The sequence below is a fragment of the Campylobacter sp. US53 genome, from assembly GCF_004378995.1.
In the GTDB taxonomy this organism is placed as follows: domain Bacteria; phylum Campylobacterota; class Campylobacteria; order Campylobacterales; family Campylobacteraceae; genus Campylobacter_D; species Campylobacter_D jejuni.
In genome coordinates this window covers 119,578-133,220 of the sequence record NZ_RYYH01000001.1, presented here as the reverse complement: position 1 = coordinate 133,220, position 13,643 = coordinate 119,578, and the positions used below count along the sequence as shown (strand labels likewise).

General features: G+C 30.0%; 14 protein-coding genes. 1 reads left to right on the top strand and 13 read right to left on the bottom strand.

Going from position 1 to position 13,643, the window contains the following annotated elements:
- Positions 1-5: 5 nt before the first annotated feature.
- Genes aat through sstT form a run of 13 tightly spaced genes read right to left on the bottom strand, consistent with a single transcriptional unit; the run spans position 6 to position 12,254 of the window.
- Entirely contained in the window at positions 6-653 is a 648-nt protein-coding gene (gene aat, locus ELQ05_RS00670) for a leucyl/phenylalanyl-tRNA--protein transferase (protein WP_002932715.1), read from the bottom strand.
- Complete coding sequence (locus tag ELQ05_RS00665; RefSeq protein WP_088303570.1) at positions 628-2,757, bottom strand: AAA family ATPase; 2,130 nt, start codon at positions 2,755-2,757, stop codon at positions 628-630. The genes aat and ELQ05_RS00665 overlap by 26 nt, the downstream gene beginning before the upstream one ends.
- On the bottom strand, positions 2,754-3,044 hold the full coding sequence (locus ELQ05_RS00660) for an ATP-dependent Clp protease adaptor ClpS (RefSeq protein ID WP_002856038.1): 291 nt from the start codon (positions 3,042-3,044) through the stop codon (positions 2,754-2,756). The genes ELQ05_RS00665 and ELQ05_RS00660 overlap by 4 nt, the downstream gene beginning before the upstream one ends.
- Entirely contained in the window at positions 3,044-3,646 is a 603-nt protein-coding gene (locus ELQ05_RS00655) for a TlpA disulfide reductase family protein (RefSeq protein WP_096702651.1), read from the bottom strand. The genes ELQ05_RS00660 and ELQ05_RS00655 overlap by 1 nt, the downstream gene beginning before the upstream one ends.
- Positions 3,647-3,656: 10 nt before the next feature.
- Positions 3,657-4,109, bottom strand: a complete 453-nt coding sequence (gene smpB, locus ELQ05_RS00650) for an SsrA-binding protein SmpB (protein WP_002852861.1) — start codon at positions 4,107-4,109, stop codon at positions 3,657-3,659.
- Complete coding sequence (locus ELQ05_RS00645) at positions 4,106-4,873, bottom strand: 4-(cytidine 5'-diphospho)-2-C-methyl-D-erythritol kinase (RefSeq protein WP_096702653.1); 768 nt, start codon at positions 4,871-4,873, stop codon at positions 4,106-4,108. The genes smpB and ELQ05_RS00645 overlap by 4 nt, the downstream gene beginning before the upstream one ends.
- Entirely contained in the window at positions 4,870-5,097 is a 228-nt protein-coding gene (csrA, locus tag ELQ05_RS00640; protein ID WP_002852854.1) for a carbon storage regulator CsrA, read from the bottom strand. The genes ELQ05_RS00645 and csrA overlap by 4 nt, the downstream gene beginning before the upstream one ends.
- Positions 5,091-5,909 carry a tRNA pseudouridine(55) synthase TruB gene (gene truB / locus ELQ05_RS00635; protein ID WP_002884967.1) on the bottom strand — a complete coding sequence of 273 codons (819 nt, stop codon included), beginning with the start codon at positions 5,907-5,909 and terminating at the stop codon, positions 5,091-5,093. The genes csrA and truB overlap by 7 nt, the downstream gene beginning before the upstream one ends.
- Entirely contained in the window at positions 5,906-7,981 is a 2,076-nt protein-coding gene (locus tag ELQ05_RS00630) for an ATP-dependent helicase (RefSeq protein WP_096702655.1), read from the bottom strand. The genes truB and ELQ05_RS00630 overlap by 4 nt, the downstream gene beginning before the upstream one ends.
- Positions 7,978-8,415 (bottom strand): hypothetical protein, encoded by a 438-nt coding sequence (locus ELQ05_RS00625; RefSeq protein ID WP_002861821.1) that lies wholly within the window; start codon positions 8,413-8,415, stop codon positions 7,978-7,980. The genes ELQ05_RS00630 and ELQ05_RS00625 overlap by 4 nt, the downstream gene beginning before the upstream one ends.
- On the bottom strand, positions 8,409-10,130 hold the full coding sequence (locus tag ELQ05_RS00620) for a M3 family oligoendopeptidase (RefSeq protein ID WP_070300962.1): 1,722 nt from the start codon (positions 10,128-10,130) through the stop codon (positions 8,409-8,411). Before ELQ05_RS00620 ends, ELQ05_RS00625 begins: the two co-directional genes overlap by 7 nt.
- Positions 10,131-10,133: 3 nt before the next feature.
- Positions 10,134-11,021, bottom strand: a complete 888-nt coding sequence (locus tag ELQ05_RS00615; RefSeq protein WP_057042803.1) for an aspartate carbamoyltransferase catalytic subunit — start codon at positions 11,019-11,021, stop codon at positions 10,134-10,136.
- Between the two features lie 9 nt (positions 11,022-11,030).
- On the bottom strand, positions 11,031-12,254 hold the full coding sequence (gene sstT, locus ELQ05_RS00610; protein ID WP_070300964.1) for a serine/threonine transporter SstT: 1,224 nt from the start codon (positions 12,252-12,254) through the stop codon (positions 11,031-11,033).
- Between the two features lie 139 nt (positions 12,255-12,393).
- Here sstT and metK point away from each other — a divergent pair, with 139 nt between their 5' ends.
- Entirely contained in the window at positions 12,394-13,590 is a 1,197-nt protein-coding gene (gene metK / locus ELQ05_RS00605; RefSeq protein ID WP_052792493.1) for a methionine adenosyltransferase, read from the top strand.
- The last annotated feature ends 53 nt before the right edge of the window (positions 13,591-13,643 follow it).

Genomic DNA, 13,643 nt, shown 5'->3' with positions numbered 1-13,643 from the left:
ATTTTTTAAGTCATTAAATCTTTAAAATTTTTAAAACCACTTTCTTGATTGCATTTTTCTTTTAAAATATTTAAAAATTCTTTCCTAGAAATATTATGAGCACCCATGAATTCTAAATGTTGGTTATAAACTTGACAATCTATGATAAAATCATAAGGTTTTAATAAATCACAAAGTTTAATCATGGCAACTTTAGATGCATTTTTTTTAATGCTTACCATACTTTCACCAAAGAAAACCTTTCCTAAAATTAAACCATAAATTCCACCTATAAGTTCATTATTTTCATAAAGTTCAAGGCTATGCGCATAGCCTTGGGTAAATAACTTATAATAAGTGGTAATAAATTCATCATCTATCCAGCTTTGAGAGCGTGTATCGCGACATAATGTAATTAATTTTAAAAAATCATAATCAAGTTTAATTTGATAGAGATTAATAAATTTTTTCATATTTTTTTGGATGTGAATTTGATTTGGAATTAAAATGCATCTAGGATCTGGACACCACCAAGTTACAGGTTTACTTGTCCATGGGAATAGACCAAAAGTATAAGCTTTTACAATAAAATCAGCTTCTAAATTTTGACTTAAAAATACAGGAGCATTTTTAGGTGCATTGAGTAATTTAGAATATAAATTCGAGCTTTCCATTTTTACCAAGTTTGATTTTAGCTATACCGCCTTTTTTAAGCTTTCCGAATAAAATTTCATCACTGATTTTTTCTCCTATCTCCTCAGAAATTATGCGTTTTAAAAGCCTTACTCCAAATTCTTTATTATAGGCTTTTTTAGCTAAATAAATTTTAGCTTTATCATCCGCTGATAATTTTATATTATTTAAATTTTTAGAAATTTCATCAAGTTCTTTTTCGATAATTTTAACAAGTATAGCATCGTTTAAATCATTAAAATGTAAAATTTTATCAATGCGATTAATAAATTCTGGAGCAAAAAAGTCTTTGATAGCACGATTACTTTTTTCTTCATTTTTACTTAAAAAACCAAGCTCATTGCTTTCTTTAAGTCCTAGATTAGATGTCATAATAATGATTGTATTTTTAAAATCTACTTTAAGACCGCTATTGTCGGTGAGCTCGGCATTGTCAAAAATCTGTAAAAAGGTATTGCTTAAATCAGGATGAGCCTTTTCTATTTCGTCAAAAAGAACAAGACTGAAAGGATTTTTGCGAATAGCATTGCTTAAAAGTCCACCCTCTTCAAAACCTATATATCCAGCTGGAGATCCTATTAGTTTACTTATAGCATGTTTTTCTGCATATTCACTCATATCAAAGCGTTCTAAATTTAAACCTAAAAATTCAGCTAAAGCTTTGCAAAGTTCTGTTTTTCCAACTCCACTTGATCCAGTAAACAAAAACACTCCGCGTGGTGTATTGGAATTTTTAAATCCTGCGAAACTTTGCTTAAGTGATGAAACAAGGCTATCTATAACTTCATCTTGGCCAAAAATTTTTGCTTTTAAATTTGTTTTTAAATTCATTAAAGCTTTATTTTGATCGAATTCAAACATTTTGTGATGGTGGGTCATTTTTGCTAAAACATTTTCTAAATCTTTTAAATTGGCATTTTTTCTAGCTTTTGGATTTAAAGCAAAAGAAGCACCAAGTTCATCGATCAGATCTATAGCACAATCAGGTAAAAATTTATCATTAAAAAATTTTTTACCCCAAATTACAGCATATTGAAGAATTTCATCGTTTAATTTTATATGATGAAATTCTTCATATTTGTTTTTTAATCCTTTCAGAATTTGCAAGCTTTCTTCTTGGCTTGGTTCATCTACATTTATTTTAGCAAAACGGCGACTTAGGGGTTTATTTTTATCAAAAGTATTTTTATATTCCATAAAAGTTGTTGCACCTATGCATTTTAAAGTTCCATTGCTTAGAGCTGGTTTTAAAAGATTGGAAAAATCAGTATGAGATTCTCCTGTGCCTCCAGCTCCTACTATAGTGTGAATTTCATCAATAAATAAAATAGCATTCGGTATTTTCTCAAGTTCATTTAAAATTTCTTTAATTCGTTTCTCAAAATCTCCACGGTATTTTGTTCCCGCAAGTATACTAGCCATATCAAGACTAAAAATTTTTGCATTTTGTAAGTTTTTAGGCACCTTTTTTTCCGCAATAGCCAATGCTAATCCTTCTACAATGGCCGTTTTGCCAACTCCTGCTTCTCCTACTAAAATAGGATTATTTTTCTTGCGACGTGAAAGAATTTGCATCATTCTTTCAAGTTCAAATTTTCTTCCTATTAAAGGATCAATCTTGCCATTTTGAGCTAAAAGTGTTAAATCACTTGTGTGGTTGCTTAAATTTTGTATATTTTCATGATTTTGAAGTTCTTGAATTTTGTTAAGATTTATGTTGTGTTTTTTTAAGAGATAGCTAGAATAACTTCTTGAATCCTGTATGAGCTTTTCTAAAAAATCTATAATTTTAATTTCATTATTTTTATTTTTAGATGAAAGTAAGATTTCATCTAAAACAACAGATATTGTAGGTTCTATTTCTTGTTTAATAACTTGATTGTTTTGAGAAATGTAATTTTTTAATTCGGTTTCTAGAAGCTCAAGATCTCCATCTGAAAATTCTTCAAATATATCCTTAAAATCAGTGCTTAGTTTTAGTAATGCAAACAGTACATGCTCACAGGTAACAAATTCATGATGGTTTATTAAGCTTAGATTTTTGGCATTATCAAGATATTTTTGTAAATTTTCTTGGTATTTCATTCTTCTTCTACCTTTGCTTGTAGTGGAAAATTAGCAAGTTTAGCCGCATCTATAACTTTTTTTTGTTTTGAAAGAGCTATTTCTTGAGTGTAAATGCCACAAATTCCAGAACCATTGTGATGAATTTCTAACATTGTTTGACTTGCTTTTTCAAGGTTTTGATGAAAAATATTCATCAAAATTTCTATGACAAAATCCATGGTTGTTACATCATCATTTAAGAGTATAACTTTATACATTTTTGGTTCACTAAGTTTTGTCTGCTCTAGAGTTTGGGTTTTTGGCATTATTTTCCTTTGTAGATTTTATTTAAATCTTCTTGCATGAGTTCTGTTGGAATTTTGCCAAGATAAAAATTTGTTGGAGCATTATTATTCCAGTAATCGCTTATTTTTTGATAAATTCCATTTTTTAAAACAACTTTAAAAGGAAGTTGCTCCATATTTTGATAGTCTATATCTTTTAAAATTTGAGCAATAATACGATCATTAGAACTGTCATTGCTTAGAAAATAGTAAGCACCATAATCATCCGCGAATTTTTTAACTGTTTCATCGCTAACATCTTCAAAATGTGTAAGTCCTATAATGATAAATTTGCTAGAATTATTTTTCCAAAGTTTGCTAAGATCTAAAGCTTCTTCTTTGCATGGGGTGCAAAAAGTGCCAAAAAAATCAAACATTAGAACTTTTCCTTCCTCTCCTTCTACCACAAAACCTTTATCTGTTCTTATTAAAGTTTTGCTTCCACCATTTACACTATTTAATACTATTTTATCTCCTTTGTGATACTCTTCAAACATAAAATCATTTTGAATTTCCTCTTCTTTGGAGCAAGCATTAAGAAAAAATACTAAACTTATTAAAAATAGGGTTAAAATTTTTTTCATTTAATTTCCTTTATTTATAATTTTTCATAGCAGCTCTAGCTTCTAAATCGGCTTGCTTTTTCTTTAAAGTTTCACGCTTGTCGTGCAAATTTTTCCCTTTAGCTAAAGCAAGAGTGGCTTTTACTTTATTTTTTGTGTTAAAATAAAGATCTAATGCAACGATAGTATATCCTTCTATACTTACTTTACCTAATAATTTATCAATTTGCTTTCTATGCATTAAAAGCTTTCTAGCACCTCTTTCTTCGTGTTTATAGAAAGAATGTGTAGTGTGAAGCAATGAAATATGAGAATTAAGTAAAAAAATCTCATTTTTTATAATGCGAACAAAAGAGTCTTTAAGATTTGCTCTTCCTGCCCTTAAGGCTACAACTTCACTTCCCTTAAGGACAATTCCGGCTTCAAAGCGTTCTATGATGCTATAATCAAATAAAGCTTTTTTATTTCTCGCAATAATTTTCATCGATCAACCTTAAAAACACTACTACCGCTACCGCTTAGAAAAAAATCTTCTTGTAAGTAAAACTTCATTTTAGGATATAAAGTTGCACAAGGAGTAAATAAATCATTTAATTCTTTGTTTTTAAAGTTTTGTAACAACTCTTTTGTGCTGAGTTTTTTGTAGATTTGTGCTTGATTATTGTTTTTTTGAAAGTCAAATATTTTTCTATCAAATTCATCATAAACAGCTTTAGTTTGGCAAGATATTTGTGGAAAAGTCCATTTTAAATTAGGTATGTCATCTTCAAATTCTTTTATAATTTCACCACAGCCACTTACATTAGCAGAGTGAAAGCCACTTAAAAAAAAGGCAATATCACTTCCTAGTTGCATGCTTAAATTTATAAGTTCTTGCAGGTTTAATTTTAAATTTAGGGTTTCATTCATTAGCAGTAAAAAACTCGCACAATCGCTACTTCCACCGCCAAGTCCAGCACATACTGGGATATTTTTTGTGAGTTTTAGGCTTTTTTTGCTAAATAATTCTTTTAATTCGTTATTATATCTTTTAGAAAGTAGTAAATAAGCCTTTTGAATAATATTATTTTCGCATTTAAAATTACTAATGATTTCAAATTCTTTTTTAGAATCTGATTCTTTATCAATAAGCTCAAGCTCATCAAAAAGATCTTTTAAAAGTATAAATCGTGATTCTAAAAGATGATATTTTCTTGAGTCAAAACCGGTAAGTTTTAAAAAAATATTTGCTTTAGCGTAAGCTTTCATTTGATTAGTTTTTTGCTTAAGTCATCAAGTTTAATATCATTCTGAACAACAGAATGCAAATTTTCATCCTTTACTTGTTGAACAAGTTCTTTTCTAAGTATCATAAGGGATTTTGGAGCTTCTATACCTATTTTAGCATATCCTTTCCCTGTTTGAACGACTTTGATTTCTATACCTTCTCCGATAATTATACTTTCATTTTCTTTTCTTGATAATATTAACATTTTTCAACCTTATTTAGAAGATATTTTACTGTATTTTCTTTAATATTAATTATGCTAAAATATTTTTCTGTTTCAATATAATAATCTCCTTCATCATGAAATTCTAATTCTTCGACAAAAATTTTAGCACCATTTTCGAGTTTATTTAAATCCTTGATAAAATTTGGCTTTAGGTTAATGTATTTTAACACATTTAAGCTTTTCTCATTATTATAAACAAATTTGCCTTCTTTAATGCGCTCTAAAGAGCTTAAAGTCGCATTAATACCTAGTTTTCTAGCAAAAAGTTCACAATAAGATCTTATATAAGCACCTTCACTGACTGTGATTTCGATATTTAAAAAAGGATGATTATAGCTTAAAATCTTGCAATCAAATACTTCCATTTGGCAAGGTTTTAAATTTGCTTCTATACCTTTTTTTGCAAGTTCATAGGCGCGAGTTCCATTGATTCTTTTGGCGCTAAATTGCGGTGGTGTATAGGAGATAATTCCTTGCATTTGATCAATGATTTGTTGTAAATTTGCAAGATCAAATTCTTTTATATTTTTAATTTCTTTTATATTTTGATCATCAAGACTTAAGGAGTAAACTCCAAGCCATAAAGTAGCTTTATAGGTTTTTGGAGTTTTTTTTAAAAAACGGAAAAGTTTTGTGTATTGTCCAAATGCAACGATTAAAACCCCTTTGGCGAAAGGATCAAGAGTGCCAGAATATCCTGCTTTTTTATTTTTATATTTTTTCTTTAAAGTACTTAAAAAGGCATTAGAACTCAAACCCCTTGGTTTAAAGGCTGCAAAGATCTTGTTCATACTGCTTTTTCCACAAAGCTTGCCATGATTACACGTATTATACCACCAAAATTAATATTAAGCTTTTCCTCTTTTCCGCTTTTATTAACTTCAACAACCCTGCCAATGCCAAAAATTTTATGTTTAACTAGATCTCCTTTGCAAAAACTAGTTTTTTGTATATTTTGATTTTTTGATTTTTCATTGATTAATTTACTTTCTTCTAAGAAGCGGCTAGGATTGATGCTTGCTCTTGAACCATGATAAAAACGAGAATTTGCAACACTTATTGTGAGAAATTTCTTGGCGCGAGTGATGGCAACATAAGCAAGACGGCGTTCTTCTTCGAGATTTTCTTCGCTATTTAAAGGAAAAAATCCTTCATCAAAGCCTATTATAAAAACATAATCAAATTCCAAACCTTTGCTAGCATGAATACTCATCAAGCAAACACATTCTTCATCTAAATTATCTTGATCACTTAATAAAGAAATTTCACTAAGTAGATCTTCTAAAGAAGCTTCGGGATCTTCTTTGAGTTTTTCTCTTAGATTAGCATAAAACTCATCAAGATTTCTGATTCTTTCATCTCCATCATCTTGCTCTGAAAAATAATCTTTGATTTTAAATAATTCTTCCATATTGTCAAAAACTTTTTTTGCATTATCGTAGCTTTTTAGAGTGTGAATATTTTGTATAAAAATATTTGCTTCATTTTGCGCTTTTTTTGTTGTTAAAATTCCTATACCGCCATCGCTCTCACATAAGGCATCAAAAAGTGAAATTTGACGTTTTTTTGCATATTCTTCTAAATTTTTTAAGGCTTTTTCCCCTATGGATCTTTTAGGGCGATTAATAATACGCCTAAATGACAAATCATCATTTGGATTTAAGATAAGTCTAAGATACGAGATTAAATCTTTTATTTCTAATCTCTCATAAAAACGCATACCGCTAAGCAGTTTATAAGAAATTTTTTCCTTCATAAATGCTTCTTCTATTGCTCTTGATAGTGCATTAACTCGAAATAAAACGGCGATCTCTTTAGCTTCTACTCCAGAATTTAGCAATTTTTTCACTTCTTGAGCGATATATAAACCTTCATGTTTTTCGTTTTCGTTTTTTAATATTTTAATATTTTCCCCAGTATCTTTAGTGCAGATTAAAGTTTTTCCAAGTCGTTGCTCATTGTGAGATATGAGATTATTTGCTGCTTGTAAAATAGTCCCTACTGAACGATAGTTTTGTTCAAGTTTTACAAGTTTAACATTTTTAAAATCGTTTTGAAAATTTAAAATATTTTCAATTTTTGCTCCACGCCAACTATAAATACTTTGATCATCATCACCAACAACTGTGATATTTTCATGCATACAACATAGATTTTTTAGAATTTTATATTGCAAGGTATTAGTATCTTGATACTCATCAACTGTAATGTAATTATAAAGTAAGCTTTGTTCTTTGGCAAAATTTATATCATTTTCTAAAATGAGATTGCTTAGCAATAAAAGATCATCAAAATCTACAAAATTTTGCTTTAATAAGTATTCTTCATAAGCACGGTAATAGTTGGCAAATTTGTATTCATTTTGATATTTTTCAAAATTATGTTCTTTTAGTAAATTTAAATCTTCAAAGACATTGCTTACTCTTTTGCCTTCATTTTTGCAATAAGATATGTATTTGATAATATCATAGACATTATCTTTGTTTTTATCATGGATTAAGTCTTTAATTATTTTTTTTGTATCATCTGTATCGATAACAATAAAACTATTTTTACGCTCCAATCTTTCAAAATGGAGTTTTAAAAATAAAAGTCCAAATTTATGAAAGGTGCAAAGCAAAGGATTGTGATTGCCTTGTAGAAAATTTAACGCTCTATGACGCATAACACTAGCTGCTTTATTTGTAAAAGTAAGAGTAAGAGTGTTATGCGAGGGGATGCCTACTTCACCGATAAGATAAGCAAGACGAGTGGTAATAGTTTTGGTTTTTCCACTACCTGCACCCGCTAGGATAAGCATAGCTCCATCAATGTGGCTTACTGCCTGTTTTTGACTATCATTTAAATCTTCAAATAGATTCATTTTTTGAAAATATCTTTATTTTTTGGATTATTTAAAAATATATTTTTAGATTTTTGTAAATTTTTACTATCTTCACGTTTGTAAAGGCTAAAATTAACAAATAAAATGCTATTTTCTATTTGAATTTGCGTGATAGCTCCTAAATCAACCTTTACAAAACTATCAAAATCATCATTTCCAAAACCTGCGTGAAATTGAATGAAATCTTTATTTAGTTGTATGGATTCAAAGGTGTATCCTCCAAGAGCAAAAAGAGCATAAGGATTTTGTTTAACATCAAGCTCTTTGGGAAGTTCAGGGTTAAAATCTATGAAATTTGTATTTGCAACTATGGAAAATTCTATATTTTCTTCTATAAGGTGTGAAATAACTTCATAGCAATGCTTTTGCATGGTATGGATAAAATTTTCATTTTTTAAGATTGTTTCTAGCATGATTGTAACTCCATAAATTCATTGATGAGTTTTTGAATTTCTTTTATGCCTATTTCCCAAAAATTTTCATCTTCTATATCAAAGCCAAACATTCCTACTAGTTCTTTTGGACTCACGCTTCCACCTAAAGAAAGCATTTTGATATAAAGTTCTTTAAAATTTTCACATTTTTTACTTTTGTAAAGTCCATAAAGAGCTAAAACTAAAAGTTGCGCATAAGCATAAGCATAGCAGTAAAAAGGAGAATGGATAAAATGAGGAATATAACTCCACCAAGAAGCATAATTTTTTGTAAGTTTTACGCTGTCTTGAAACATCTTTTGAGATTCTTCCATCCAAATTTTATTGATTTCTTCGGTGCTAAGTTCATTTTCTTGAGCATGTAAGCGTCTTTCAAAACAAGTAAAATTAATTTGTCTATAAAAAGTTGCAAAAATATCTTCGATTTTATTTGCATATAAAGATAGGAGTTCTTCTTTTTTTAACTTATCTTTAATAAAATCAAATACGAGCATTTCAGCAAAAACTGAAGCTGTTTCTGCGGTGGTTAAAGGCGTGTTTTGATTTAAATAGCTTATATTATAAGAAAGTTTTTGATGGATGGTGTGTCCTAATTCATGTGCAAGTGTAAAAAGATCACGCCTTTTATCGGTGTAGTTTAATAAAACAAAAGGATGTGCATCAGAAGTTGCAGAATGTGAAAAAGCACCCCCTTGTTTATTTTCTTGTGGATAAACATCAATCCAGCCTTGATTAAAAGCATTTTTTGCTATATCATAAAATTGCGGAGAAAAAGCTTGAAATGCCTCTAAAACAATATTTTTACTTGTTTTAAAATCAAAACTTGCTTCTTTTCCTATGGGTGCATATCTATCATAGTCTTTAAGCTCATCATAGCCCAAAATTTGTTTTTTTCTTTTGTAAAATTGCGATACTAAGTTAAAATGTTTTTGTGCACTTGCTATCAAGGAATCAACGCTTTTTTGCGAAATTTGATTGCTGATATGTCTTGAAATTTCAGCATTTTCATAACCTCTTAATAAGCTTATATTTTTTCTTTCTGTTTTTATCATATTGATAATAAAACTTAAAAGTCTGCTATTTTTTTGTAAAACTTTACTGAATTTTTTAGCAGCTTTTTTGCGTATCTTTCTATCTTCATCATACATTTTGCTTAGAATTTCTTCTTCGCTAAGTTTTTTACCTTCAAAAGGGATTTTTAAAGCACTCATGCTTTCATCAAAAAGTCTACTAAAAGCATTTGCACCTGTATTTGAAAGATAGAGCATAATGCGTTCTTCATTCTTGCTAAGATTATAGCGTTTGTTTTGCAATAAATTAGAAAGATAAAAATCATAATCTTTGCAAAAAGTTGTAAATTCTTGACTTTTCTCAGGAGTTAACTCGCAAAATTCAAGCTCGAAAAAGAGTAAATTTTCTTCTATTTTTTTGCATTCTTCTTCGTATTGTGCATAAAAAGAACCATTTTGAGTGTTTTTAGCAAAAAGTAAATAAGCATAAGTCATGATTTTGCCAAGGGCTTGATTTAAATTTTCATAATCTTTTAAAGCTTGTAAAAACTCATTAGCATTTAATGTATAAAGTTTATTTTCATAGTTTTTTTTGAAATTTAAACTTTGTTGGATTTGATCTTGTGTAAAATTTTGTAATGCTTCTTTATCGTGGAATAAAGCACTTAAATCCCATTCTAACATTTTTTATCCTTCATTTTCTAATATGAGTTTTTTAAGAACAGCCATTCTAATGGCCACTCCATTTTTAACTTGTTTTAAAACTAAAGTTCTTTCATCGCTCATCATTTCATCGCTTATGTCAATATTGCGATTTACAGGGCCTGGATGTAGTAAAATAAGCTTTTTATCTTTTACTAAGCTTTTTTGAATGCAAAAATCATTTGCATAGTCTTTAAGTGAAGCGTAAACGGTTTTATTATGTCTTTCTGTTTGTGTTCTAAGACTCATGATGATATCTGAATTTGCTATGATATTCTCATCAAGCTTATAATGTTTTTTAAGATGGGTATTAGGCATAAAATGTGGTGGAGCTACTAGGGTAATATCAAGATTAAATCTGCTTAAAAGTTCTATATTGGACGCTGCAACGCGGGAATTTTTGATATCACCTACGATGCAAATTTTCTTACCTTCGACATCGGCTTGAAAATGATTATAAATAGTAAATAAATCTAGCAAAGCTTGGGTAGGATGGGCGTGTTTTCCATCTCCTCCATTAACAACTGGACAATGCATATGCTTTGCTAATATCAAAGGAACTCCTGAGTTTGCGTGTCTTACAACAATAGCATTAGGACTCATGGCATCTAAATTAGCAGCAGTATCATAAAGAGTTTCTCCTTTGCTAGAGCTTGATCTTGAAACATCAAGGCGTAAAACCCTAGCGCCTAATCTTCTTGCAGCGCTTTCAAAAGATGAAAGGGTGCGTGTAGAATTTTCAAAAAAAATTGTCGTGATACTTTTTCCTTTAAGAAAAGTTCTAGGTTTTTCATCTAAGAAATCACTTGCTTCTTTAAAAAGCTCCATAATTTCGACTTTATTAAAATCCTTTGTAGTGATGAGATGACGCATGTTTTTACCTTATTTGATATTGTAATTTAATTCATTTTTAGAACAAATTGCTGTAAAAAGAACATCTGTAGAACTATTTAAAGCAGTTTCAACACTATCTTGAATAACCCCTATAATAAAACCTATGGCAACTACCTTCATAGCAATATCATAGTCTATATTAAATAAAGAACAAGCCAAAGGTATAAGCAGTAAAGATCCGCCCGCAACTCCGCTAGCCCCACAAGCTGCAAAGGTAGCAATAATGCTTAATAAAAAGGCTTGCAAAAGACTGATTTCTATACCAACGGTATTGGCTGCAGTAAGACTTAAAATAGCTATAGTAACTGCCGCTCCTGCCATGTTGATAGTAGCTCCTAAAGGTATAGAAATGCCATAAAATTCTTTATCTATGCCAAGTTTGGCGCAAAGTGCCATATTTACAGGAATATTTGCTGCCGAACTTCTTGTAAAAAAAGCAAAAAATGCACTGTGCCTTAAGCAGATAAAAATTAAAGGAAAAGGATTTTTTCTTGTATAAAAAAAGACTATTAAAGCATTGATAACAAAAGTAACAAAAAGCATAGTAGTTACAAGTAAAATTAAGAGTTTTGCATAGCTTATCAAACCTTGCGCTCCTGTTTGTGCTACAGAATTAGCTACAAGTCCAAAAATTCCAAAAGGAGCAAGTTTTACTACAAATTTAACAATTTTCAAAACCCCTTCGTTAATATCTATAAAAACTTGTTTTGCTTCGTTAGAACAGTGTTTTAATGCTATACCTCCAGCTATTGCCCAGGTTAAAATTCCTAAATAATTTCCGCTTGAAAGAGCATTTATAGGATTATCGACAATTTTAAATAAAAGATCTTTAAAAATCTCACTCATGTGGGTTGGAGATGAGTTTGTAGCGGTTTGAATTCCATCTAAAACAAGCTTTACGGGGAAGAAAAAATTAGCAAGAACCGCACAAGCTGAAGCAAGAAAGGTGCCTACTATATACAAAATGATAATATTTTTGATCTTAGTACCACTTTGAGAAAAATCTTTAGTGCAAATTGAGATTAAAATTAAAATAAAAACAAGCATAGGAGCGATAGCTTTTAAGGCACTTGTAAAAAGTATTCCGAGTAAATTTGCAATTTCAGATATTTCTTTAGAACTAATGCCTATAAGTATTCCTAGTACTATACCTATGCAAATTTGAACTATGAGGTTGCCTTTAGCGTAGCCTTGAATGATTTTAGAAAACATAAAAACCTTTTAAATATTTTTTATATTAGAAGTTGATTTTAACTAACTTTTGCTTAATTTTAGAGAATTTTTAATTTATCAAGCTTTGATAAGTTTATTTGGATACAATTGTGGTTCATTTTAAATGAAAGGACTTTTTATGTATCTATTCACTTCAGAAGTCGTAAGTGCAGGTCATCCAGACAAGTGCGCTGATATAATCGCTGATACGATAGTGGATATACTCTTGAAAAATGACAAAAATTCAAGGGTGGCGAGTGAGGTTTTTGTCGCAGGAAATAAGGTTGTGATAGGAGGCGAAGTTAAATCAAATCACAAGCTTAGTAAAGCTGATTACGATAATTTAGTTAAAGATGTTTTAAAAAATATTGGTTATGACGGAGCAGGGCATTTTAGCAAAGAGCAGTGTTTGCATCCTGATGAGGTTGATGTTATGGTGTTTTTAAATGAACAAAGCCCCGATATCAACCAAGGCGTCGATCAAGAAGATGGTGAAACAGGAGCAGGTGATCAAGGCATTATGTTTGGTTTTGCAAGTTGTGAAGCTGAGGAATATATGCCAGCAGCTATTAGTTATGCAAGAATGCTATGTGATAGAGTTTATGCTTATGCAAAAGCAAATCCACATGAACTTGGAGTGGATATTAAAACTCAAGTAACTATTGATTATGGCACTAAGGCAAATTTTGAAAATTGCAAACCGCAAAGTATTCATACTATAGTGGTTTCTGCACCTTGTGTTGAAAGTATGAAAATAGAAGATTTAAGATCTTTGGTAATGAAACTTATTTTGGATAGTAATTTACCAAAAGAGCTTTTTGATCCGAATAAAACTAGAATTTTAATCAATCCAACTGGTAAATATATCAATCACTCTTCTTTGCATGATAGTGGTTTAACAGGAAGAAAACTTATAGTAGATAGTTTTGGAGGTTATTCTCCAATAGGTGGTGGTGCGCAATCGAGCAAAGATTATACTAAAGTTGATAGAAGTGGGCTTTATGCAGGTAGATGGCTAGCTAAAAACATAGTTGCAGCAGGACTTGCTAAAAAATGTATCGTTCAACTTAGTTATGCTATAGGTGTTGCAAAACCTACTTCGGTAAGCGTGGATTGTATGGGCACAAATACTAGTGTAAATGACGATGTTTTAAGTGATTTTGTTATGCAAAATTTCTCTTTAACACCAAATTGGATTCGTGATAAATTTCATCTGGATAAACCAAGTAAAGAAACTTTTCTTTATGCGGATGTAGCAGCTCGTGGGCAAGTAGGACAAAAGGACTATCCTTGGGAAAAACTTGATGCTCTAGAACAGTTTAAAAAGCTACTTTAAAAAATTAACAATATTATACAAGCTTAAATAAGGCTTGTATAATTATAAAGAAT

Bases quoted from the DNA above. Each gene is read 5' to 3' on its own strand.
- aat (WP_002932715.1), bottom strand. From the start codon at position 653: ATGGAAAGCTCGAATTTATATTCTAAATTACTCAATGCACCTAAAAAT.
- ELQ05_RS00665 (WP_088303570.1), bottom strand. From the start codon at position 2,757: ATGAAATACCAAGAAAATTTACAAAAATATCTTGATAATGCCAAAAAT.
- ELQ05_RS00660 (WP_002856038.1), bottom strand. From the start codon at position 3,044: ATGCCAAAAACCCAAACTCTAGAGCAGACAAAACTTAGTGAACCAAAA.
- ELQ05_RS00655 (WP_096702651.1), bottom strand. From the start codon at position 3,646: ATGAAAAAAATTTTAACCCTATTTTTAATAAGTTTAGTATTTTTTCTT.
- smpB (WP_002852861.1), bottom strand. From the start codon at position 4,109: ATGAAAATTATTGCGAGAAATAAAAAAGCTTTATTTGATTATAGCATC.
- ELQ05_RS00645 (WP_096702653.1), bottom strand. From the start codon at position 4,873: ATGAAAGCTTACGCTAAAGCAAATATTTTTTTAAAACTTACCGGTTTT.
- csrA (WP_002852854.1), bottom strand. From the start codon at position 5,097: ATGTTAATATTATCAAGAAAAGAAAATGAAAGTATAATTATCGGAGAA.
- truB (WP_002884967.1), bottom strand. From the start codon at position 5,909: ATGAACAAGATCTTTGCAGCCTTTAAACCAAGGGGTTTGAGTTCTAAT.
- ELQ05_RS00630 (WP_096702655.1), bottom strand. From the start codon at position 7,981: ATGAATCTATTTGAAGATTTAAATGATAGTCAAAAACAGGCAGTAAGC.
- ELQ05_RS00625 (WP_002861821.1), bottom strand. From the start codon at position 8,415: ATGCTAGAAACAATCTTAAAAAATGAAAATTTTATCCATACCATGCAA.
- ELQ05_RS00620 (WP_070300962.1), bottom strand. From the start codon at position 10,130: ATGTTAGAATGGGATTTAAGTGCTTTATTCCACGATAAAGAAGCATTA.
- ELQ05_RS00615 (WP_057042803.1), bottom strand. From the start codon at position 11,021: ATGCGTCATCTCATCACTACAAAGGATTTTAATAAAGTCGAAATTATG.
- sstT (WP_070300964.1), bottom strand. From the start codon at position 12,254: ATGTTTTCTAAAATCATTCAAGGCTACGCTAAAGGCAACCTCATAGTT.
- metK (WP_052792493.1), top strand. From the start codon at position 12,394: ATGTATCTATTCACTTCAGAAGTCGTAAGTGCAGGTCATCCAGACAAG.